The organism is Kitasatospora sp. NPDC052896 (genome assembly GCF_044547075.1).
Lineage (GTDB): Bacteria > Actinomycetota > Actinomycetes > Streptomycetales > Streptomycetaceae > Kitasatospora.
Map to the genome: position 1 here is coordinate 155,352 of NZ_JBITZU010000003.1, position 20,178 is coordinate 175,529.

The window sequence follows — 20,178 nt, forward strand, 5'->3', positions numbered from 1 at the left end:
TGCCCGAGCCGGCCTCATGGCTAGTCCAGTGACTTCGAGAGCCCGGCGGCGGAGCGGCAGTAGCCGGCCAGCTCCGGGTTGGTGATCTTGGCGCAGAGTCGGCCGGCCGCGCCCGCGTCGGTGTAGTTGACCGTGTAGTAGCTGACCATGCCCTCGGCGCAGGCCTTGCGCTGCCAGGCCTCGCCGGCGCTGGCGCACTGCTGGGCCACCCAGTCCTCGCGGTCCAGGTTGTACTTCATGGTCCGCGAGCCGACGCCGCGGCTGCAGTCGGTGGCCCCGCCGTCCTGCTTGGCGCTCAGGCACCAGGTGAGCGCCTGGGCGTAGACCTCCGGGTGGTCGGGGTAGTCGTGCGAGCTCAGGAAGAAGGTCGGCGCGTAGAAGTAGCAGGCGGACTGGAAGAGCGCCGGCTGCTCCGGGCACGGGTACTGCGGCTGGGCGGCGAGCTTGTCCGCGGGCAGCTGTGCCTTGGCGTTCTCGTCCTCCTCGTCCGGGCCGAAGAGCTGCATGAACAGGCCCTCGGAGCACTCGATCCGGCGGGTCTCGGTGGTGAACTTGTTGCACAGGTCGCGGGCGGCCGGCACGTTCTGCTTGGTCACGAACATCGTCCCGTGGCCGACGCCGTGCACGCACGGGCCGGCCATCTTCGGCTGGCAGAGCGTGAGCAGGTCCTTGCCGGGATCCGTGGAGGCGGCCAGCATCTCCTCGACCGCGCCGTGCAGGTAGCCCTCCGCACAGGTGTCGTGCGGGAAGGACAGCACCTTGGCGAAGTCGTGGTTGTAGCGCTTGACCGCCGCGTGGCCCAGCTCGTGCGCGATCGGATGGCAGAACCGCACGGTGTAGGGCTTGGCCTTGGTGATCCGGTCCAGGTCGGCCAGTGCCACTCCGGGGTCGGTGGCGTCCATCTCGGCCATCAGCTTGTTGCGCAGGGTGCTGCGGGTCCACACCGCCGGGTCGCCGGTCGGCGTCGCGGCGCCCTTGGCCGGGCGCGGCCCGGCGGCGGCCCGGACGGGGGCCGGGCCGCCGCCGGGCGTCCAGTCGGTGACGGCCGCCGAGCCGAGTCCGAGCACGCCCAACAACGCGGCGGCGACGACGGCGAAGAGGCGCGGGTGCATGGCGGCTCGGTTCCCCCGTTCAGCGGGCGGCGGCGGACCGTCCCATCCTGATCCGCCGCCGGAGCCACCCGCTCGCCGGGCTGAGCCGTCCGGGCGCCCGGCGGCTGTGGCACGATGCGGGGGACACGCCGGTCATTCACCTGTTGGGAGTACTCATGGACGCCGCTGAGCTGGCCTTCCGCACCGCCACCGCGCAGGACACGGTGGCCCTGGTCGAACTCGTCGAGTCGGCCTACCGCGGCGAGGCGAGCAAGGCCGGCTGGACCACCGAGGCCGACCTGCTGGACGGCCAGCGCACCGACCACGAGGCGGTCGCCGAGCTGCTGGCCGCGCCGGAGAGCCGGGTGCTGCTGGCCGAACGGGCCGGCCGGCTTCTGGCCTGCTGCCAGCTGGACCGGCGCGGCACGAGCGCCTACTTCGGGATGTTCTCGGTCCGGCCCGACCAGCAGGGCGGCGGCGTGGGCCGCGCGGTGCTGGCCGAGGCCGAGCGCTACGCACGGGCGCAGTGGCAGGCCACCGAGCTGACCATGACCGTGATCGTCCAGCGCGCCGAGCTGATCGCCTGGTACGAGCGGCGCGGTTTCCGCCGGACCGGGGAGCTCTCGCCGTTCCCGTACGGCGACGAGCGCTTCGGCGTCCCCAAGCGGCCTGACCTGGCCTTCGAGAAGCTGGTCAAGGCGCTCTGAGGCCGGCTCGGGCCGGTCTTCGTCAGCCGACCGGCAGCGGCTCGGCGACCGGGGTGAAAGGGCGACCTTCCAGGGTCCAGTGCGGGTCCGGGACGATCTCCAGCGCCGCGTAGACGTGCGCGGCCACATCGGTGTGGTGCAGCGGCTCGACCCGCGCGCCCGCCGGCAGGCCCGGCCCGCAGGCGGCGATCCAGGCGGTGCGCTCCAGCACGCTGCGCCCGCCGTGCCCACCCTGGTCCAGGTGCCCGTGGTCGGTGACCACGATCACCGTCCACTCCTCCTCGGCGTACGTCGCGCGGCCGCGGACCGCCGCCAGCAGCCGGCCGAGCCGCTCGTCGGCGTTCCGGATCGACTGCCGGTACTCCTCGCCGCAGCCCAGGAAGTGTCCGGTCTCGTCCACCGCGCCCAGGTACACGAAGGTGGCCTGCGGGTCGTCGTCGCCGGTCAGCACGGACACCGCTTCGGCGGTCACCCGCTCGTCGCAGACCTCCCAGGCCTCCGGAGTGTCCTCCAGCGGGGCTATGTAGGAGAGCCGGCCGGGCGCGGTGAACAGCGGCCCGCCCTGGCGGGCCAGGAAGAGCGGCTCCCAGCCGCCGACCGCGAAGGTGCGCCGGCGGTGGGTGGTGGCCAGCCGGGTGGTGAAGTCGGGGAAGACCTCCAGCCGGTTGCCGCCGAAGTGGTTGCCGTACACGCCGTGCTTGGCCACGCCGACGCCGGTGACGATGGTGGTCCAGCACGGGCCCGACATGGTCGGCGTGGCGTCGTCGACCTCGACCGGCGCGAGGAACCCGGCCGCGGCGACCGCGTCGAGGTGCGGGGTCGCCAGCTCCGGCAGCAGGTCGAGGCGGACGCCGTCGATGCCGATGACCAGGACGCGGCGCGAGCCGGCGGGCCAGAGAGACACAGGAAGACTCCGATCGGTCGGGGGCGGGGGCCTGCCCGGCACCCTAACCGGCCGTCGAGTCGTCAGAAGCCGGGTCCCGGGTCGGTTCCCGGAACGGCCGGGGTGGCGCGGGGCACTGTTCGCCCGGCGGTCACGAAGTGTTCGCCCACCGCTGCCCGGCCGTTTCCCGCTCCGGCGCGAGCCCGAGCGCGGCGAAATTCGCTCGACACCTCGAGCCGACGGCGGCAGCATCGGCTCCCATGAGCGACGGGGAGACTGCGAGGCGCATCCGGCTGGTCGAGTTGCCGGTGACGGCCCTGCGGGCGCGGGGGGGGGGGGGGGGGGGGGGGGGGGGGGGGGGGGGGGGGGCGGGGGGGGGAGGGGGGGGGGGGGGGGGGTGGGGTCTGGTGGGTTAGGGCCCGGCGGCGGGGGGCGGCCGGGGGGGCGGCCGGCGCCGGCCGCCTCGCCGGCCTCCAGCTGGACGAGTACTTCGTGACCGACGAGGCGCGCTGGCTCTGGCGGCTGCGGCTCGCCGAGATCGCCGTGGACCCGGCGTGCGCGCGCTGGGTCGCGCACGCCGCCGTCGTCGAGCCGGACGGGCCGGTGGTCGGCTACGCCGGTTTCCACGGTCCACCGGACGCGTCCGGGATGGTCGAGGTCGGCTACGCGGTCGCGCCCGCCCACCGCCGCCGGGGTCACGCCCGCGCCATGCTGGCCGCCCTGCTCCGCCGGGCCGCCGCCGAGCCCGCGGTACGGACCGTCCGGGCCAGCGTCTCGCCGTGGAACGCGGCCTCGCTGGCCGTGGTGGCGGCCTTCGGTTTCGCCCGGGTCGGCGAGCAGTGGGACGAGGAGGACGGCCTGGAGTACGTCTTCGAGCTTCCGGCGCCCGCGACCTGACGGCCGGGTGGTCCACGGCCGGCCGTCGTGCCCGCCGGCCGTCGTGCCAGCTGTCGGGGGCCGCGGGGGCGGGTCACCTCGACGGCGTTCGCGGGATCGTCCCGGGCGCCGCCGCGGGCACCCGCCGGAGGGTGCGGATCCGCTCGTCCGCCGCCTCGGGAAGGCCCGGGGCGAGCCGGGCCCGGGCCGTCACCCGCCTGGGTGAACGTCGGCGGTGGCCCCGCGCCGGCGGGCCGTGGCAACACGCCGACGGGCGGGCGAGGGTGCCGAGTGGGATGCCTCCGGTCGGGTAAGTGTTGGACAGATCGAGGGGCCGGTCGGGTCCCGGAGCCGTGAGGGGTGAGGTCATGACCGACAACGCCGCGGAGTTCGCCGTCGACTCACTGGACCCGGAGGAGCCGGAGCCGGTGCCGGTCGAGGAGCCCCCGTCACGCGACGAGTTGCCGCTGGACGCGGCGGCCGACGAGGGGGACGCCGTCGAGCAGAGCCGCGAGGTGCCGGTGGACGAGGACGAGTACCGCTGAACCGCGGCTGAAACGGTCGCGCCGGCCGCCCGGGTCCGAGACGGACCCGGGCGGCCGGCGCGTCGAGCGGCGCTCCGGAACTCAGAGCCGCAGCGAGACCGGGTAGGTCCGCAGCCAGCTGTCCATCCACAGCAGGGTCTCGGTCGCGTTCCGGACGCCCTGCGGGTCGCTGCCCGGCGCGACGGCCTCGGCGACCGCGGCCCGGTTCGCCAGCGCGAGCGAGGGCGACTTGGGGTCGGCGGCGAGGGCCGCCAGGTCCCGGTTGAGGGCCACCGGGTAGGTCGGGTCCGAGGTGCTCGGGTAGGGGCTCTTCACCCGCTCCACGATCTCCTTCGGCAGCACCTCCCGGGCCGCCGCGCGCAGCAGGCTCTTCTCCCGGCCGTCGAAGTTCTTCATCGACCACGGCGCGTTGAAGACGTACTGCACCAGCCGGTGGTCGCAGAACGGCACCCGGACCTCCAGCCCGCTGGCCATGCTCATCCGGTCCTTGCGGTCCAGCAGCAGGCAGACGAAGCGGGTCAGGTGCAGGTAGCAGATCTCCCGCATCCGGCGCTCGGCCGGGTCGGCGCCGGGCAGGCGCGGGACCTCGCCGAGCGCCGTGCGGTAGCTGTCGGCGATGTACCCGGGCAGGTCGAGCCGGGTCAGCAGGTCGGGGTCGAGGAGCCCTTCGCGCGGCAACCGGCTGGGCCCGGCGAGCAGGTCGGCGGCGGCCAGCCAGGGGAAGGTGTCGGCCGCGATCGCCTTCGGGTCGTGGAACCAGGGGTAGCCGCCGAACACCTCGTCCGCCGACTCGCCCGAGAGCGCCACCGTGGAGTGCTTGCGGATCTCCCGGAACAGCAGGTACAGCGAGACGTCCAGGTCACCGAAGACCGAGGGCAGGTCGCGCGCCCGCAGCACGGCCGCGCGGTGCGCGGGGTCGGTCAGCGCGGCGGTGTCCAGTACGATGTCCTGGTGGTCGGCGGCGACGTGATCGGCCAGCAGGTGGGCGAACGGGCTGTCCAGGGTGGCCCGTAACGCGTCCGGCCGGAAGTTCTCGCTCTGGCCGACGAAGTCGACCGAGAACGAGCGGACCGGCCCGGCACCGGCGGCGGCCAGCCCCTCGGCGGCCAGCGCGGTGACCGTGCTGGAGTCCAGGCCGCCGGAGAGCAACGTGCAGAGCGGCACGTCGGCGATCAGTTGCCGGCGCACGATGTCGCGCAGCAGCTCGCGCACCGTGGTGATGGTGGTGTCCAGGTCGTCGGTGTGCTCCCGGGCCTCCAACCGCCAGTAGCGGTGGACGGTCAGGCCCTGCCGGCGGATCCGCAGGTAGTGGCCGGGCCGGACCTCGTACATGCCCTGGTAGACCGCGTGACCCGGGGTCTTCACCATGGTCAGCGTCTCGCGCAGGCCGTCCGTGCCGACCACCGGCTCGACCGACGGGTGGGCCAGGATCGCCTTGGGTTCGGAGCCGAACAGCACCCCGTCCGGAGTGGGGAAGTAGTACAGCGGCTTGACGCCCATCCGGTCGCGGACCAGCAGCAGTTCCTCGCGGCGGGCGTCCCAGAGCGCGAAGGCGAACATGCCGTTGAGGCGCTCCACGAACCGCTCGCCCCACCGCAGGTAGGCGTGCAGCACCACCTCGGTGTCGCTGGCGGTGTGGAACCGGTGACCGTGGTCCTCCAGTTCGGCCCGCAGTTCCTGGTAGTTGTAGACCTCGCCGCTGTAGCTGAGCGAGGCGAGCAGTCGGCCGTCCTCCTCGACCGTCATCGGCTGGGCGCCGCCGTCGATGTCGATCACGGCGAGCCGCCGGTGGCCGAGCGCCGCGTGGGGCGTGAGGTGCACTCCACCCGCGTCGGGGCCGCGGCAGGCCATGGTCGCGGTCATCCCGTCCAGTGTCCGCCGTTGCTCGGTCAGGTCCCGTTCGAAGGCCACCCATCCGGTGATCCCGCACATCCGCACTGACTCCCTCGGTGATCCGCCCGTCTCCGGGCAGGCAGGAGCGGCTCCCACCGCGGTACGAATGTCGGGGCCGGGTGGTGCGCCGCTTCGTTCCGTGTGCAGATCGTGACGCTACGCCCGCGGCGGGCCGGGCGCCAGGAGAGCGGGGCAACCGAATGGCGCCGGAAATCGGGTGGCCGGCCACCGTTGACGGATCGGCCCGGTGTGCCGGGGGCACCGGGGCGCCGACCGCGTGCAGCGGGCGCGGGCCCGGCGGGTCCGGCGTAGCGTGGGTGGCGGAGGGGGGTGACTTCTGTCCTCGAACCGTTTGGTGGAGGCCGTCATGAGACTGCGGGACGAACTTCCCGTCGACCACAAGCTGGCCCAGGTCTACCGCTTCGGTGCCGGTTTCGGTGGTCTGTTGCTGCTGATCTGGGGTGCGTTCGGCCTGGCCGGGTCACCGGGCTTCCTTTCCACGCACGGCAGGAGCCTGGTGGGGCTGTCCAGCAACGGCACGCTCAGCGTGCTGTCCATCATCGTCGGCGGCCTGCTCATGATCGGCGCCGCGATCGGCGGCAACGTCGCCTCGAACATCAACATGGGCGCCGGGCTGGTCTTCTTCGTCGCCGGTTTCGTGGGCCTGTGCGCCCTCGGCAGCAGTTGGAACATCCTGGCCTTCCGGATGACCAACGTGATCTTCAGCTTCGTCTTCGGGCTGGTGATCGCCACCTTCGGGATGTACGGCAGGGTCAGCGGCCGGTTGCCGCACGACAACCCGTACTGGCAGCAGCGCCACTCCCAGGTGGACGGCTCCGAGGAGATCCAGAACCGCTGGCACGTCCCCGGTTTCAAGACCGTGCTGAAGCCGAAGCCGTCCGGCCACTGAGCGAGTTCCGTCAGGTCGTCCGCATTCCGTAAGGACCGCGGGGCCGACAGCGGGTCCGAGCCCTCGTAGGGTGCCCGTGGAGCGGGAACGCCGCCCCACGGGCACCGGACGAAGGGCTCTGTCATGACCGAGAGCGCGCAGATCGGGGTGATCGGAGGCTCCGGCCTCTACGCCCTGCTCGACGACGTCACCGAGATCACCGTCGGCACCCCCTACGGGCCGCCGAGCGACTCGCTCTTCCTGGGCGAGATCGCCGGCCGGCGGGTGGCGTTCCTGCCCCGGCACGGGCGCGGCCACCGGATCCCGCCGCAGCGGATCAACTACCGGGCCAACCTGTGGGCGCTGCACGCGCTCGGGGTGCGCCAGGTGGTCGCGCCGTGCGCGGTGGGCGGTCTGCGGACGGAGTACGGGCCGGGCACGCTGCTGATTCCCGACCAGTTCGTCGACCGCACCTCGGGCCGGGAGCAGACCTTCTACGACGGGCTGCCGCTGCCGGACGGCACGGTCCCCGAGGTGGTGCACGTCTCCACCGCCGACCCGTACTGCGCGGACGGCCGGGCCGCCGTGCTCACCGCGGCCCGCAGTCAGGACTGGGAGCCGGTGGACGGCGGCACCCTGGTGGTGGTCGAGGGCCCGCGCTTCTCCACCCGGGCCGAGTCGCGCTGGTTCACCCGCAACGGCTGGTCGGTGGTCGGCATGACCGGCCACCCGGAGGCCGTGCTCGCCCGCGAGCTGGGGCTCTGCTACACCTCGCTGGCACTGGTGACCGACCTGGACGCGGGCGTCGAGACCGGCCAGGGGGTCACCCACGCCGAGGTGCTGGAGGTGTTCGCGCGCAACGTGGAACGGCTGCGCGGGGTGCTCTTCAAGGCGGTGGAGAGCCTGCCGGCGGCTCGGGACTGTGCCTGCGCGCACGCCCTGGACGGCCTGGCCACCGGACTGCCGGGCGTCCCCGGCGCCTGAGCCACCGGCCCGTCCGGCGCGCCCGGCCCCAGCGCGAGAAGTACCGTGACCACCGCGACCAGGGCGGGCGGCAACAGCCGGTCGCGCGGGGCCGAGGCGGTGCGCAGGACCCGCGGGTCAGACCGCCGACCGCGCCTGCAGGTGGACGGCCTCCTCCCACTGGCGATGAAGGGCTTCCATGCCCGGCAGCGCGGGATCGGTGACGAAGTGTGCGGACGAGCGTCCCCGGTAGGTGAGCAGGAGGACCGAGGCCGGTGCACCGGCGGGCAGTGTGGTGAGGCTGTCCACCGCGTGCACCGGGTCGCCCCGGAACTGCAGGGGGTGGCGCAGAACGTGGCTTGAGCACAGGACACCGCCCGTGCGGGTGGTGCGCACGGACCGCATGGCGTTGTGGAGGAACCGCCGCGGCATCGCGCGTTGCAGGCGGCGGATGGCTTCGCGGCCGGATGCGGTCTTGATCCGGGCGGTGGCGCGGACGGCTGCCCGCAGGCTCCCCTCGACGGACACTTCGCGTCCCGGCCCGGCCAGGCGGGCACCGAAGACGTAGTTGCCGAGGGCATCGGCCTCGGCGGGACGGCGAAGGTTGACCGCGACCATCAACGGCAGACCGTCCGGGGCGATCCGGGGCGCGTGCTCCGCGGCCCAGGCCGCGACGGCGCGGGTGAGCGAGGCGATGTAGGCGTCGTTGGCGCTTCCCCCGTACGGACGCGACGCCGAGCGCAGCAGCCCGGTCGGCACCGAGGCCCAGTGGAAGGCCCTCCTCCCCGAGCAGGGATGTTCGGGCATCGGCCAGTCGGCGCGGGCGGAGAGGCGGGCCAGACCGACCGCCGCGGCGGCCACGTCCAGTGGCGCGGCCCGGCGGAAGTCCCCGAGAGCGCGGACGACGCCGGAGGAGTGCGCGGCGGGCACCGGCTGGGCGCTGAACAGAGCCTCCAGGGCGTACACCACACCACCCATGTCCTGCACGCCGTGGTTGACGCGGTACACGAGTGCGTACCGGTCCGGTTCGTGACCGTGCAACAGCGTCATGTCCCACTGCGGGCCGTCGGGAGGGAACGGGTCGTCGTCGAGGTCACGAACCGCGTCCTTCACCGATCCGCCGAGGGGCAGCCGCCGAACGCGCAGGCGATCCGTGACGACGGGTGCCGACTGCTCCCAGCGGACGGCGGTCCCCGAACCGACGATGGTCGCGGAGAGCGCGGGTACCGAGGCGAGGCGCTCCGTGACGTGCGTCCGCAGGTCCGCCAACCGTGGGGGAGCGCCCGTGAAATGGAGAACGGCTCCGATGCGGAACGTTGGACCACTGGCCATGGCCAGATCAATCGGAGACGGTCGACGATCCCAGACAGACATGTTCACCTCCCAGTCACGCCGATGCGTGGGTAAGGCCGTCAACGGCCGTGTGGTGCGATCCACCGAGGGTCAGGAGTCCTTTCCGCCGCTGGCGGTTCGGTGCGCCGCCGGCGGCGGCCGGGTGTCTCCCCGCCTGGTTGGACGCTGATCCCGAACGGCGGAGCGGGTCGCGGAGCGACGGCGCGGTACGTCCCGGGACGGGTGCGGCCCCAGAGCCGGGGGACCGGGTCGACCGCGAGCGAGGCCGTCCCCTCGGAAGCTGGCAGGGGGTGGGACAAGCAGGGGGTGGGACAGGACCGAGTGCCGGCGCCTCCTCAGCATGAGGCTCCCGCGCGCGTCGACGGCAGGGCGTGCGGCCCCGCGCGCGGCAGCACGGAGCACCGCGAGACCTCGCCCTGGGGCGGCCGGAAGGCGGAGCGCGCCGCCCTTCGATCCGCCCGCTTCCGCCCCCGCGCGCATCACGTCGCCCGGGCCACCGCCGTGGCCGGTCCGCGGCCGACAGCCTGGCTGTTGACGGTGACGCCGGGCAGCGGGTCGGCGAGCCCGGCGTCGGGCCTCGACACGTCAGGAGCCCTCTCGGATGCGGCTGGCCGCGTCCGGCCACGGCCGTGGTTCGGCAGCGTCGTCCGCGAACATCACCGCCTCCTCCCACCAGCCGGTGCCGGACAGCCACGCCTCCAACCAGGCGGCCAGCGACGGCGAATCCTCGAACCACGCGTCCGCCCAGTCCTCGGGCCCGGCGTTCGGTTCGAAGAGCAGCACGGGGGCCCCGGGGCGCAGGCAGTCGACGGCCGCGTACATCGCGCAGCCCCAGTCCAGGATCGGGAGCACCCCGCGTGGCCAGTGTGCTGACGGACCGCCCTCCTGCCCCGGGCCGTACTCCGCCCGGTAGGCCGACGTGGCCGTCCGACCCTCGCCGGTCAGGGGGAACAGGCAGTAGTCCGGGCCGAAGCCACCGTTCGCCACCTCGGTGTAGAGGCGCCTGAGCAGGACGGGCAGCGTGAATCCCAGCCGCCGCTCCGCTCCGGCGACGTCATCGGGGCCGGCCGCGGGCGGGAGCGTCCGGGATCGGCTTCGGGCGTGCGCCGCGACTCGACGGAGCAACTCGTCGTGGTTGGTCATGCCGGGGATCGTCGCAGCCGGCTCCGACAGGGAACGCGGACGGGCGGCGCACGCCGACGCGGTGTCGGAGTACGCCGCCCTCGGGCGGGACGAGCCGCGGGAGGCGGCCCGTGCGGACATGACGGTTACTTCGGGTCGCGGTTGAACTTCGAGGTCGACCAGACGTAGCCGAGCACCGCGAGACCCAGGCACCAGACGACCGCGAGCCACCCGTTGTCGCCGATCCCGCTGCCGAGCAGCAGCCCGCGCAGGGTTTCGATGGCGGGTGTGAACGGCTGGTACTCGGCGATCGGCTGGAACCAGCCGGGCATCGAGTGGACCGGGACGAAGGCGCTGGAGAGGAGTGGCAGCAGGATCAGCGGCATCGCGTTGTTGCTGGCGGCCTCGGGGTTCGGGCTGACCAGGCCCATCCCGACCGCGATCCAGGTGAGCGCCGTGGCGAAGAGCACGAGCAGGCCCAACGCCGCCAGCCACTTCAGGACGTCGGCATCCCTGGACCGGAAGCCGATGGCCACGGCGACGGCGCCCACCAGGACCACGCTCGTGATCGACTGCAGCACGCTGCCGACGACGTGCCCGACGAGGACCGAAGGGCGGTGGATCGCCATCGTGCGGAAGCGGGCGATGATGCCCTCGGTCATGTCGTTGGAGACGGACACCGCGGTTCCGACCACGGTGCTGCCGATGGTCATCAGCAGCAGGCCCGGGACGACGTACGCGACGTACGCGGAGCGGTTCGGACCGCCGCCGCCGATGCCCGAGCTCATCGTGTCGCCGAAGACGTAGACGAAGAGCAACAGCAGCATGATCGGGGTGAGCAGCAGGTTCAGGGTGAGGGAGGGGTAGCGCCGCGCGTGCAGGAGGTTGCGCCGCAGCATCGTGGACGAGTCGCGCACGGCGAGGGAGAGGGAGCTCATCGGACGGTCTCCTCGGACTGGTCGGGGACGCCGGTGCCGCCGGTCAGGGCGAAGAACACGTCGTCGAGGTCGGGGGTGTGCACGGTCAGCTCGTCCGCCTCGACGCCGGCCGAGTCCAGTCGGTCGAGGATCGAGCGCAGCTCGCGCTGGCTGCCGTCGCTGGGGAGTTGGAGGGTGAGGGACTCGTCGTCGCGGGTGACCCCGCGCAGGGCGAGGGCGGCGGACCGGTACGCGGCCGGGTCGGCGAAGCGGAGGCGGACGTGCCCGCCGGGGACGAGCCGCTTGAGTTGCTCGGCGGTGCCCTCGGCGGCGATCCTGCCGTCGTTGAGCACCGCGATGCGGTCGGCGAGCTCGTCGGCCTCCTCCAGGTACTGCGTGGTGAGGAAGACGGTGACGCCGTCGGAGACGAGCTCGCGGATGATCTGCCACATGTTGTGGCGGCTGCGCGGGTCGAGGCCGGTGGTCGGCTCGTCGAGGAAGATGATCCGCGGGTTGCCGACCAGGGTCATCGCGATGTCGAGGCGGCGCTTCATGCCGCCGGAGTAGGTGGAGGCGGGCTTCTTCGCGGCCTCGACCAGGTCGAAGCGTGCCAGCAGCTCGGCGGCGGTGCGGCGGCCCTCGCGCCTGGGGAGGTGGTGCAGGTCCGCCATGAGGAGCATGTTCTCCTCGCCGGTGATCAGGTTGTCGACGGCGGAGAACTGACCGGTGACGCCGATCGCCGCGCGTACCGCCTGCGGGTCGGCGGCCAGGTCGTGGCCGCCGACGCGGATCTCGCCGGAGCCGGGGTCGGCGGAGACGAGAGTGGAGAGGATCTTGACGACGGTGGTCTTGCCGGCGCCGTTCGGGCCGAGCAGGGCGAAGACGGTGCCTGCCGGGATGCGCAGGTCGATCCCGTCGAGGACGTGTTTGTCGCCGTAGGACTTGCGCAGGCCGACGGTGGAGATGGCGGCGGGCGGCTCCTGGCCGTCGCTCTGCCTGGGCGTGGGCATGACAAAAGAGCGCATGGGCCCTCCCGTTCGAAGGCTGAAGTGGCAGGGGGTCGGGCGAGTTGGGACTGGTGCCGGGTGCGGGGGCGCTCAGGCCCTGGCGCGGAGGACGTCGATGTTGCCGTTCCGGGTGCGGGCGCGGACCTCGACGGTGTCCTCGGTCTGCTCCGGGGTCTCGGAGGCGGTGAGCGTGTTGCGCACCTGGCCGGAGCCGGAGCTGACGTCGAGCCAGGCGGCCGTGCCCTCGCGGATGCCGACCTCGATGGCGCCGTAGGAGGTCTCCAGCTGGACGGTGCCGCGGGCGACGTCGGCGACGCGCAGCGTCCCGTGGGCGGTGGTGGCGGTGACCGAGGCCTCGGCGCGCGCGATGTCGATGTCGCCGTGGGCGCCGCTCACCCGCAGGTCGCCGGCCGCGGCGCCGACGGTCGTGGTGCCGTGCGAGTTCTTCAGGACGGCGGGGCCGTTGACGAGGCCCACGCGCAGGCTGCCGGAGCTGGTGGTGATCTCGGCCGCGCCCTCGACCCGGTCGACGGTGATCGAGCCGTGCGACGCGGTCAGCTTCAGCGGGCCGGTCGTGTCGAGGCGGACGTCACCGGAGGAGGTCTTCACGCGGACCTCGCCGAGCCGGCCCTCGCCGAGCACCTGGGTCCAGGCGCCGGTCAGGTCGACGCTCGAGCCCGTGGGCAGTTCGACCGTCACGTCGACGGTGCCGGTGCGGCCGAGGCCGAGCAGATTGGACTTGGGCGTCCTGACGGTCAGTACGCCGCTCGCGTACGTGACCTCGGTCTGGCCGGCCGACCGCACGTCCCGGTCCTTCTCCGGGTCGCGGGGTCGCACCTCGACGACGGTGTCGAGGCGGTCACCCGCGACGAACTGGATGGAACCGGCCTCCACGTGCGCCGTGGCCGAGATCGGTTCGGGGGTGTCGAAAGAAGGCATGGCTGTCCCGTCCTCTTGGGTCTTCAGGGCGTCCCCGCTGGTGGGACGTGGTGTGGGTGAAGTGGTGGGGCTGGGCGCGGCTAGCGCACCCAGCCCGTGATGCTCTGTCCGATGCTCTGCGTCTTCCCCGTGGCGCGCGGCCGGGCGCCGCCGTCGACCGCGGCCGACACGGCCCGCACCAGCCACGCGTTGACCGACAGGCCCTCGCGGCTCGCGGCCTCCTCGGCGCGCGCCTTGAGGTGGGCCGGCAGGCGCAGATTGACGCGGGCGGTGCCGCCCTCGTCGCCGTCGGCCGGGGCCGCGGTCCTGAGCGGCTCGAGGGGCGCGGCCGGCTTCGCGGTGGTGCCACCGTCGGCGGGCGGCGGTGTCACCACGAAGTCGGGGTCCAGCCCACGCAGCCGTACGTCGACCGAGCCGGGGGCGAGCTCGCGGGTGATCTCGTCCATCGCGGCGGAGAGCACGTTGAGCATGGTCAGCCGGGTCGCCGACTCCAGGGGGGCGATGAGCCGCTCAGCCAGCTCGCGGGCATCTTCCCCACCGGCTTCGGCGGCCACCGTCAGTTCGCGGCGGAGGGTGTCGACATACGGGGTGAGGTCCATGACGTCATCATGGCACCACTATGGCGCCATGTGCAAGCCCGGATGGCACCTTGTGCGGGATGGACTCGGGGATGGCTGTCCGACCTGCGGAAACGCGGAGAGGGCACCCTGAGTCGTGGTGGCGTCAGGCGCATCTTGGTGCACGTGATGGCGCCGGGTGGTGCCAGGTGGTGCCACTTGGTGTCATCTGGTGTCATGTGGCGCCATCCGGTGTCGCCGGGTGGCCCTCCGCGCCTCGCACGCGGCCGCCGGGCCGAGGGGCGCCGGTCGTGACGGTGTCGGGTCGGCCGGTCGGCTACTGGTGAGCGGTGATTCCGGTGAGGATGAGGTCGATGCCGGCGAGGAACTCCGCCCGGTCGTCGTGCTTGCGCAGTTGTCCGGCGACGTTCCGGGTGAACGCGTACTCGTCGGGGTCGAGTTCTGCCCATGCGGTCGCCGTGGCGTCGAGGAACTCGGTCCGGTCCGTGTCCGGCTGGATCGTCCGAGCGTTGGCAGCGTTCTGGCCCGCCACTCCGAGGATGTAGTTCATCAGCGCGGACGCCGCGGTGAACTGGGCGGCTTCGGGCACTCGGAGCGCCTGGACCTGGCGTCCGATGCGTTCGAAGATCCGCAGCATCGGCGACTGTCCCGGCACGTGGGTGAGGTGCGTGCCGACCCACGGGTGGGTGTCGATCGCGTCGAACATGCCGAGGGCGAGGGTGCGAATCACTTCCCGCGGCGTCGCGTCGGCGTCGTCGACGGCGAGGGCGGTGGCGATGACGGCGTCGGTGGCGGCACCGAGGAGTTCGGTCCGGCCCGCGACGTGCCAGTAGATCGCCCCGGGGCCGGTCGTGAGGCGCTCGGCCAACGCGCGGAACGTGAGTCCGCCCTCGCCCACCGTGTCGAGGAGTTCGACCGCGGCCTCGACGATGCGCTCCCGGGAGAGCGGTTCATGCCGTCTTTCCGAACGACGCGTCCTGGTTGCCATGCCTTCATCCTAGCCACTCTGGAACATCGTTCCAGCTTGACAGTGGCTGGAACGCCGTTCCATCCTGGGGTCGCTGGAACGGCGTTCCAGGGATGACCTGCCGGGTGTCCGCCCAGCGGTCCGCGATCAGGAAGGAAGCACCATGACCACTCCGGTCACGATCATCGGCGCGGGGCTCGGAGGGCTGACGCTCGCCCGCGTCCTCCACGTCCACGGCATCCCGGCGACGGTCTACGAAGCGGAGACCTCGCCGACGGCTCGCGCCCAGGGCGGCCTGCTCGACATCCACGAGGACAACGGGCAGCCCGCGCTCAGGGCGGCCGGGCTGTTCGAGGAGTTCCTCGGCATCATCCACAAGGGCGCCGAGGCGTCGCGGGTACTCGACAGGGACGGAAGGGTCCTGCTGGACGAGCCCGACGACGGTACCGGTGGGCGTCCGGAGGTGCCCCGCGGCGCCCTCCGGCGGATTCTGCTCGACTCGCTGCCCGCCGACACGATCCGGTGGGGGCACAAGGTCACCGCGGTCCGGCCCCTCGGCGGCGGCCGGCACCAGGTGACGTTCGCGGACGGAGCGACCGTGACGACCGACCTGCTGGTCGGCGCGGACGGGGCGTGGTCGCGGATCCGTCCACTGCTGTCCGACGCCGAGCCCGAGTACGTCGGCACGGCCCTGATCGAGACCTACCTGTTCGACGGCGACACCCGCCACCCGGCCAGTGCCCGGGCCGTCGGCGACGGTTCGCTCTTCGCGCTCGCCCCCGGCAGGGGGATCTCCGCCCACCGTGAGCCGGACGGGGTCCTGCACGCCTACGTGACGCTCAACAAACCGCGGGAGTGGATGGACGCCATCGACTTCACCGACGCCGACGCGGTCAGGGCCCGCGTCGCCGCGGAGTTCCACGGCTGGGCACCGGAGCTCACCGCCCTGATCACGGACGGCGAGACCGCCCCGGTCCCGCGCACCGTCAACGCCCTGCCGATCGAACACCGCTGGGACCGGGTGCCCGGCGTGACGCTGCTCGGCGACGCCGCCCACCTGATGTTCCCGTCCGGCGAGGGAGCCAATCTCGCCATGTACGACGGCGCCGAACTCGGCAACGCCCTGGCCGCGCACCCGGACGACATCGAGGCCGCGCTCACCGCGTACGAGGAGGCCCTGTTCCCGCGCAGTGCCTCCGCTGCCGCCGGGGCTGCCCACATCCACGAGCTCTGCCTCGGCGACAACGCCCCGCACAGCCTCGTCGGCTTCTTCACCAGCCACGGACAGGCCGGGTGAACCGCGGCCGCTCCGGCGCGGGCCCGTCAACCGGAAGCCGCCCGCGCCCCTGACCCTGCCGCTCGGACCGGTTCGACGGGCACCGGCAGCACGCCGACCCATCACCCCCGCCGTGCCGGATGGCCGCGCTCACGTCGGAGTCCCGGGGCGCGCCGGCGTTCGGCGGGGACGGCGGCGGTCGCCCAGCTGGCGCCCACCGTAGGTCTGTGGCGGGACCAGGGCTTACCGAAGTGCTACGGCCGGGGGCGGGGGACGCGTCGCGCGCCGCCGCGGTGGCAGGGTGACGGGTGTGTCCGGTACCCGATCCCCCTGGCCGTGCGCCGCCCTGCTGGCCGCGCTCACCGCCGCGCTCGCCCTCACCTTCACCCGTGGCGGCACGCTCGGCCACCGCGATCCGCTCTACGGCTGGTACGCGGTCGACCTGGCGCTCTTCGCCGCCGCCGTCCTGGCGCTGCGCCGGGCGCCGGGGCGGCACGTCACCGCGCTGGTGCTGGCGGGCGGCGTCGCGGTGGCCCTGAGCGGCCTGCTGGTTCCGCCGCGGACCAGCGACGACGCCTACCGCTACCTGTGGGACGGCCGGGTGCAGGCGGCCGGGATCTCGCCGTACGCCTACCCGCCGGACGCGCCGCGACTGGCCGGACTGCGGGCCGAGGCGCCCGCGCTGTTCCCGCCGCACGGACCGTGCGTCGGCTGGGACGAGCGGATCGCCGCGCCCGGCTTCTGCAGTCACGTCAACCGGCCGAACGTGGTGACCATCTACCCGCCGGTCGCCGAGGTCTGGTTCCTCGGCCTGCACCTGGTCGAGCACGGCCACGGGGTGCGGGCCGCACAGGCCGGCGGTGCGCTGCTGGCGGTCGCCACCACGGCGTTGCTGCTGTTGGTGCTGCCGGCGGAGCGCCGGCGCCGGGCGGCGCTCTGGGCCTGGTTCCCCGGCACCGCGGTGTGGGCCGTCAACGACGCCCATGTGGACACCCTCGGTGCGCTGTTGACGGTGGCCGGGCTGGCCCTGGCGGTGCGCGGACGGCGGGTCGCGGCGGGCGCCGCGCTGGGCGGCGCGGCGGCGGTGAAGCTGATCCCGGCGCTGGCCTGGCCGGGTGCGCTCTCCGGGGTGCTGGCCCGCCGGCCGCGCTGGCGCGACCTGCTGCTGCCGGGCGCGGCGGTCGCCGTCTTCGTCCTGAGCTACCTGCCCTACCTCCTGCTCTCCGGGCGCAAGGTGGTCGGCTTCCTGCCCGGTTACCTGCGTCAGGAGGGCTACGACCAGGGCGACGTGCAGCGGTTCGGGCTGTTGCGGCTGGTGCTGCCGGACTCGGCGGCGGCGGTCGGCGCGGTGCTGGCGGTGCTGGTCGCCGTGCTCTGGGTGCTGCGGTACGGCGATCCGGCCCGGCCGTGGCGCGGGGCGCTGCTGGTCACCGGGACCGCACTGCTCGCCCTCACGCCCGGTTACCCCTGGTACGGGCTGCTGCTGGTGGCGCTGGTCGCGTTGGACGGCCGCTGGGAGTGGCTGGCCGTGCCGGCCGCCGCCGAGGTGGTGTACCTGGCCGGCACCAGGACCGAGCAGCCGGCCTACGCGGCGGCGCTGGTCCTGGTGCTGGTCGGGGCGGCGGTGCGGTGGCGGCTCACCCGGCGGGGGTGTCCTCCAGCCGGAAGCCGACCTTGACGGTCACCTGGTAGTGCTCGATCTGGCCCTCCGCCACGTGGCCGCGGACCTGCGTCACCTCGAACCAGTCGATGTGGCGCAGGGTCTGGCACGCACGGGCCAGCGCGTTGCGGATCGCGGCGTCGGTGCCCTCGTGCGAGGAGCCGACGATCTCGGTGACCCGGTAGGTGTGCTCGGTCATGGCGGCCTCCGTGACGGTGGCGGGTTCCCTCCCTCCACCGTGCGGCATCGGCCACCGGCCCGCGCGCCGGGCGCGGCCCGTCGCGGGGCTCGGCGGTGCGGGGCTCGGCGGTGCGGGGCGGCTCAGCGGTGCAGTGCGAGGAAGCAGCGCCCCCGCACGCTCCAGCGCTCGCCCGCGGTCAGCCCGACCTCGGCCGCGCAGCGGGCCGCCGCGCTCGCCCCGAGCCGGGCCCAGGCGAAGGGCGGCCCGCACCGGCCGGTGGCGTCCTCCACCCGGACGGTGACCCGCTCGTCCACCGCGCCCGGCTCGACCTCGGCCAGCAGCACTCCGCCGGGCGCCAGCAGCTCGGCGGTCCGGGCGAGCAGCGCGGCGGGGTCGCCGCCGATCCCGAGGTTGCCGTCGGCCAGCAGTGCGGTGCCCCAGCGGCCCTCGCCCGGCAGCCGGTCGAAGACCGACCGGCAGAGCGCGGCGCCGCCCAGCCCCCGGGTCCGGGCGACGGCCGCGCCGGTCAGGTCGACGCCGAGCGCGGGCAGTCCGAGCGCGAGCAGTTCGGTGACCAGGCGGCCGGGCCCGCAGCCGATGTCCAGGACCGGGCGGCCCGCCACCAGGCAGCGCAGCAGCAGGCCGCGGTCGGCGGCGTCCGGCGGTGCGCACCAGCGGTCCACGTCCAGCCGGTGCCGGCCGCCGTCGGCGCGGCGCAGCCAGAGCGGGCCGCGGCCACTGCGCATCGCCTCGGCGAACGGGTCGTCGATCCACGGGCGCGGGCCGACGGTCGGTTGACCGATGATCGGTCGGCTGACGGTGGGCGGCGTCATCAGGCCACCTCGCCGGTCCGGGCCAGCGCTCGCCAGCAGGCGGCGAACCGGCCGTCCGGGGCCAGCGCGGCGACCTCGGCCGCGTCCGCCGCGGTGTCCACGTCGGTCAGCTCGGGCAGCCGGCGCACCGACAGCCCGGCCCTGGCCAGCCGTTCGAGCAGCACCGCACCGGTGTCCGGGGTGGACATCGGGACCCCGACCAGCAGCCGGCGCGCCAGCGCGGGCTCGGGGCGGGCCAGGCCCAGCGCCCAGAAGCCGCCGTCGCGGGCCGGGCCGTACCAGGCGTCGGCTCCGGCCCGGGCAGCGGCGGAGAGCGGCGCGGCGAGCGTCTCGGCGCGCAGCTGCGGGGTGTCCATGCCGACCAGCAGGGCCGGGGCGGTCGAGGGCGCGTGCCCGAAGGCGGCGGCCAGCCGGACGTCCAGCCCGCCCGCCGCCTGTGGCACCACCCGCCAGCCGGGCGGCAGCCAGCGGCCCGGCTCGCCGTCCAGCACCAGCACTCGCTGCCCGGCCGGGACGGTACCGAGGGTGGCCAGGGTGTCCGCCAGCGCCGCCTCGGCCAGCTCGGCGGCCTGCCCGGCGGTGTACGCCGGGCTGAGCCGGGTCTTCACCCGGCCCGGCACCGGCGCCTTGGCGATCACCAGCAGGGTGGGCGGGGGAGCGGCCAGCACCGTCCGCATGTCCCGGACGGCCTGCCGGGTGCCGCGCAGCGTCCCGGTCACCTTGGAGCGGCCGGCCCGCGGCCGGTAGTCGACGTCCACCTCGGCGATCGCCAGCCCGGCCGCACTCGCGCTGAGCACCATCTCCAACGGATAGCCCGAGCGCCGGTCGCCCAGGCCCAGGGCGAGCAGCCGTTCGCGCCGGGCCGCCCGCATCGGGCCCAGGTCGTGCAGCGCGGCGCCGGTCCGGGCACGCAGCCGGCGGGCCAGCTCGGCGTTGGCCAGCCGGGCGTGCAGTGGCCAGGCGCCACGGACGGTCGGGCGCCGCCGGCCGAGCACCAGGTCGGCCGCGCCGGAGCGGACCGGGTCGACCACGCGCGGGAGTTGGGCCGGATCCAGCGAGCCGTCGCAGTCCAGGAAGCAGACCAGCTCGGCGCCGGCCGCCAGCAGACCGGCGTGGCAGGCGGCGCCGAAGCCGCGGCGTGGCTCGGCGACCACGGTGGCGCCCAGCGAGCGGGCCAGCTCGGCCGAGCCGTCCCGTGAGCCGTTGTCCACCACGATGGCCCGCCAGCCGGCGGGGATCCGGTCGAGCACCCAGGGCAGCGCGGCCGCCTCGTCGAGGCAGGGCAGCACCACGTCGACCGGAGGAAGGGGAGTTGGTGAGGTCACGACCTCCACGCTAGGCAGCCGGAGCGTGCTCGCCGGGCCAGCGGCACCTTACGGAACTCCTACGGTCCGGCCGGCTCCCCGCTCAGGCGCCCATCGGCCGGCCGGCTCCTTACGGAAGTCGTACGGTCCGCCCCGGACCCGGCTCCGAGGGGCGCGGGTTTCCTATCCTCGAA

Annotated in this window: 20 protein-coding genes and 1 pseudogene; 7 read left to right on the forward strand and 14 right to left on the reverse strand. The window is 74.0% G+C overall.

Features of this window, described 5'->3' with window-relative positions; all coding sequences use genetic code 11:
* Positions 1-20 precede the first annotated feature (20 nt).
* A complete protein-coding gene (locus tag ACIGXM_RS09390) occupies positions 21-1,112 on the reverse strand; it encodes a hypothetical protein (protein ID WP_396558607.1) in 1,092 nt (363 codons plus the stop codon).
* A gap of 155 nt (positions 1,113-1,267) precedes the next feature.
* On the opposite strand from ACIGXM_RS09390, the gene ACIGXM_RS09395 reads away from it, so the two are divergent.
* Positions 1,268-1,798: a GNAT family N-acetyltransferase gene (locus ACIGXM_RS09395; protein WP_396558609.1), complete on the forward strand. Its 531-nt coding sequence runs from the start codon at positions 1,268-1,270 to the stop codon at positions 1,796-1,798.
* Between the two features lie 22 nt (positions 1,799-1,820).
* Here ACIGXM_RS09395 and ACIGXM_RS09400 read toward each other — a convergent pair whose 3' ends face one another.
* Positions 1,821-2,702, reverse strand: a complete 882-nt coding sequence (locus ACIGXM_RS09400; RefSeq protein WP_396558611.1) for an alkaline phosphatase family protein — start codon at positions 2,700-2,702, stop codon at positions 1,821-1,823.
* Between the two features lie 456 nt (positions 2,703-3,158).
* Here ACIGXM_RS09400 and ACIGXM_RS09405 point away from each other — a divergent pair, with 456 nt between their 5' ends.
* Both ACIGXM_RS09405 and ACIGXM_RS09410 read left to right on the forward strand, forming a co-directional pair.
* Complete coding sequence (locus ACIGXM_RS09405; RefSeq protein ID WP_396559154.1) at positions 3,159-3,578, forward strand: GNAT family N-acetyltransferase; 420 nt, start codon at positions 3,159-3,161, stop codon at positions 3,576-3,578.
* A gap of 347 nt (positions 3,579-3,925) precedes the next feature.
* The gene (locus tag ACIGXM_RS09410) at positions 3,926-4,102 is read left to right on the forward strand and encodes a hypothetical protein (RefSeq protein WP_396558613.1); all 177 of its coding nucleotides are present in this window, start codon (positions 3,926-3,928) and stop codon (positions 4,100-4,102) included.
* An 81-nt stretch (positions 4,103-4,183) separates the two neighbouring features.
* On the opposite strand, the gene asnB is transcribed toward ACIGXM_RS09410, so the two are convergent.
* Positions 4,184-6,034: an asparagine synthase (glutamine-hydrolyzing) gene (gene asnB, locus ACIGXM_RS09415; RefSeq protein WP_396558615.1), complete on the reverse strand. Its 1,851-nt coding sequence runs from the start codon at positions 6,032-6,034 to the stop codon at positions 4,184-4,186.
* A gap of 328 nt (positions 6,035-6,362) precedes the next feature.
* On the opposite strand from asnB, the gene ACIGXM_RS09420 reads away from it, so the two are divergent.
* Positions 6,363-6,905, forward strand: coding sequence for a DUF4383 domain-containing protein (locus tag ACIGXM_RS09420; protein WP_396558617.1), 543 nt, complete (start codon positions 6,363-6,365; stop codon positions 6,903-6,905).
* A 123-nt stretch (positions 6,906-7,028) separates the two neighbouring features.
* Positions 7,029-7,868, forward strand: coding sequence for an S-methyl-5'-thioadenosine phosphorylase (locus tag ACIGXM_RS09425; RefSeq protein WP_396558619.1), 840 nt, complete (start codon positions 7,029-7,031; stop codon positions 7,866-7,868).
* A gap of 117 nt (positions 7,869-7,985) precedes the next feature.
* On the opposite strand, the gene ACIGXM_RS09430 is transcribed toward ACIGXM_RS09425, so the two are convergent.
* From ACIGXM_RS09430 to ACIGXM_RS09460, 7 genes are all read right to left on the reverse strand, one after another.
* Positions 7,986-9,116 carry a hypothetical protein gene (locus tag ACIGXM_RS09430; RefSeq protein ID WP_396558621.1) on the reverse strand — a complete coding sequence of 377 codons (1,131 nt, stop codon included), beginning with the start codon at positions 9,114-9,116 and terminating at the stop codon, positions 7,986-7,988.
* Between the two features lie 669 nt (positions 9,117-9,785).
* A complete protein-coding gene (locus ACIGXM_RS09435; protein ID WP_396558623.1) occupies positions 9,786-10,343 on the reverse strand; it encodes an SMI1/KNR4 family protein in 558 nt (185 codons plus the stop codon).
* 125 nt (positions 10,344-10,468) lie between these two features.
* Entirely contained in the window at positions 10,469-11,260 is a 792-nt protein-coding gene (locus tag ACIGXM_RS09440) for an ABC transporter permease (RefSeq protein WP_396558625.1), read from the reverse strand.
* Entirely contained in the window at positions 11,257-12,249 is a 993-nt protein-coding gene (locus ACIGXM_RS09445) for an ATP-binding cassette domain-containing protein (protein WP_396559156.1), read from the reverse strand. Before ACIGXM_RS09445 ends, ACIGXM_RS09440 begins: the two co-directional genes overlap by 4 nt.
* An 87-nt stretch (positions 12,250-12,336) precedes the next feature.
* Positions 12,337-13,185 (reverse strand): DUF4097 family beta strand repeat-containing protein, encoded by an 849-nt coding sequence (locus tag ACIGXM_RS09450; RefSeq protein WP_396558627.1) that lies wholly within the window; start codon positions 13,183-13,185, stop codon positions 12,337-12,339.
* An 80-nt stretch (positions 13,186-13,265) separates the two neighbouring features.
* A complete protein-coding gene (locus ACIGXM_RS09455) occupies positions 13,266-13,784 on the reverse strand; it encodes a hypothetical protein (RefSeq protein ID WP_396558629.1) in 519 nt (172 codons plus the stop codon).
* 295 nt (positions 13,785-14,079) lie between these two features.
* Positions 14,080-14,751, reverse strand: coding sequence for a TetR/AcrR family transcriptional regulator (locus ACIGXM_RS09460; RefSeq protein WP_396558631.1), 672 nt, complete (start codon positions 14,749-14,751; stop codon positions 14,080-14,082).
* A gap of 142 nt (positions 14,752-14,893) precedes the next feature.
* Here ACIGXM_RS09460 and ACIGXM_RS09465 point away from each other — a divergent pair, with 142 nt between their 5' ends.
* Together ACIGXM_RS09465 and ACIGXM_RS09470 are read left to right on the forward strand one after the other, a co-directional pair.
* Positions 14,894-16,027 (forward strand): FAD-dependent oxidoreductase, encoded by a 1,134-nt coding sequence (locus tag ACIGXM_RS09465; RefSeq protein ID WP_396558633.1) that lies wholly within the window; start codon positions 14,894-14,896, stop codon positions 16,025-16,027.
* Positions 16,028-16,316: 289 nt separating this feature from the next.
* Entirely contained in the window at positions 16,317-17,684 is a 1,368-nt protein-coding gene (locus ACIGXM_RS09470) for a glycosyltransferase 87 family protein (protein ID WP_396558635.1), read from the forward strand.
* Here the strand turns inward: ACIGXM_RS09470 and ACIGXM_RS09475 are convergent.
* The 4 genes and pseudogenes from ACIGXM_RS09475 to ACIGXM_RS09490 all read right to left on the reverse strand — a co-directional run.
* The gene (locus ACIGXM_RS09475; protein ID WP_396558637.1) at positions 17,644-17,865 is read right to left on the reverse strand and encodes a dodecin; all 222 of its coding nucleotides are present in this window, start codon (positions 17,863-17,865) and stop codon (positions 17,644-17,646) included. The two genes, ACIGXM_RS09470 and ACIGXM_RS09475, sit on opposite strands and share 41 nt — an antisense overlap.
* Before the next feature lie 122 nt (positions 17,866-17,987).
* The gene (locus tag ACIGXM_RS09480; protein ID WP_396558639.1) at positions 17,988-18,680 is read right to left on the reverse strand and encodes an SAM-dependent methyltransferase; all 693 of its coding nucleotides are present in this window, start codon (positions 18,678-18,680) and stop codon (positions 17,988-17,990) included.
* Positions 18,680-19,357, reverse strand: coding sequence for a DUF2064 domain-containing protein (locus ACIGXM_RS09485; RefSeq protein WP_396559158.1), 678 nt, complete (start codon positions 19,355-19,357; stop codon positions 18,680-18,682). Before ACIGXM_RS09485 ends, ACIGXM_RS09480 begins: the two co-directional genes overlap by 1 nt.
* Positions 19,331-20,005 (reverse strand): annotated as a pseudogene (locus tag ACIGXM_RS09490) (glycosyltransferase family 2 protein); the annotation flags it as partial. The gene ACIGXM_RS09485 and the pseudogene ACIGXM_RS09490, both read right to left, overlap by 27 nt.
* Between the last annotated feature and the right edge of the window lie 173 nt (positions 20,006-20,178).

Coding starts and splice junctions, on each gene's coding strand:
- ACIGXM_RS09390 (WP_396558607.1), bottom strand. CDS start 1,112: ATGCACCCGCGCCTCTTCGCCGTCGTCGCCGCCGCGTTGTTGGGCGTG.
- ACIGXM_RS09450 (WP_396558627.1), bottom strand. CDS start 13,185: ATGCCTTCTTTCGACACCCCCGAACCGATCTCGGCCACGGCGCACGTG.
- ACIGXM_RS09475 (WP_396558637.1), bottom strand. CDS start 17,865: ATGACCGAGCACACCTACCGGGTCACCGAGATCGTCGGCTCCTCGCAC.
- ACIGXM_RS09420 (WP_396558617.1), top strand. CDS start 6,363: ATGAGACTGCGGGACGAACTTCCCGTCGACCACAAGCTGGCCCAGGTC.
- ACIGXM_RS09480 (WP_396558639.1), bottom strand. CDS start 18,680: ATGACGCCGCCCACCGTCAGCCGACCGATCATCGGTCAACCGACCGTC.
- asnB (WP_396558615.1), bottom strand. CDS start 6,034: ATGTGCGGGATCACCGGATGGGTGGCCTTCGAACGGGACCTGACCGAG.
- ACIGXM_RS09410 (WP_396558613.1), top strand. CDS start 3,926: ATGACCGACAACGCCGCGGAGTTCGCCGTCGACTCACTGGACCCGGAG.
- ACIGXM_RS09465 (WP_396558633.1), top strand. CDS start 14,894: ATGACCACTCCGGTCACGATCATCGGCGCGGGGCTCGGAGGGCTGACG.
- ACIGXM_RS09425 (WP_396558619.1), top strand. CDS start 7,029: ATGACCGAGAGCGCGCAGATCGGGGTGATCGGAGGCTCCGGCCTCTAC.
- ACIGXM_RS09435 (WP_396558623.1), bottom strand. CDS start 10,343: ATGACCAACCACGACGAGTTGCTCCGTCGAGTCGCGGCGCACGCCCGA.
- ACIGXM_RS09460 (WP_396558631.1), bottom strand. CDS start 14,751: ATGGCAACCAGGACGCGTCGTTCGGAAAGACGGCATGAACCGCTCTCC.
- ACIGXM_RS09395 (WP_396558609.1), top strand. CDS start 1,268: ATGGACGCCGCTGAGCTGGCCTTCCGCACCGCCACCGCGCAGGACACG.
- ACIGXM_RS09445 (WP_396559156.1), bottom strand. CDS start 12,249: ATGCCCACGCCCAGGCAGAGCGACGGCCAGGAGCCGCCCGCCGCCATC.
- ACIGXM_RS09440 (WP_396558625.1), bottom strand. CDS start 11,260: ATGAGCTCCCTCTCCCTCGCCGTGCGCGACTCGTCCACGATGCTGCGG.
- ACIGXM_RS09455 (WP_396558629.1), bottom strand. CDS start 13,784: ATGGACCTCACCCCGTATGTCGACACCCTCCGCCGCGAACTGACGGTG.
- ACIGXM_RS09485 (WP_396559158.1), bottom strand. CDS start 19,357: ATGCGGACGGTGCTGGCCGCTCCCCCGCCCACCCTGCTGGTGATCGCC.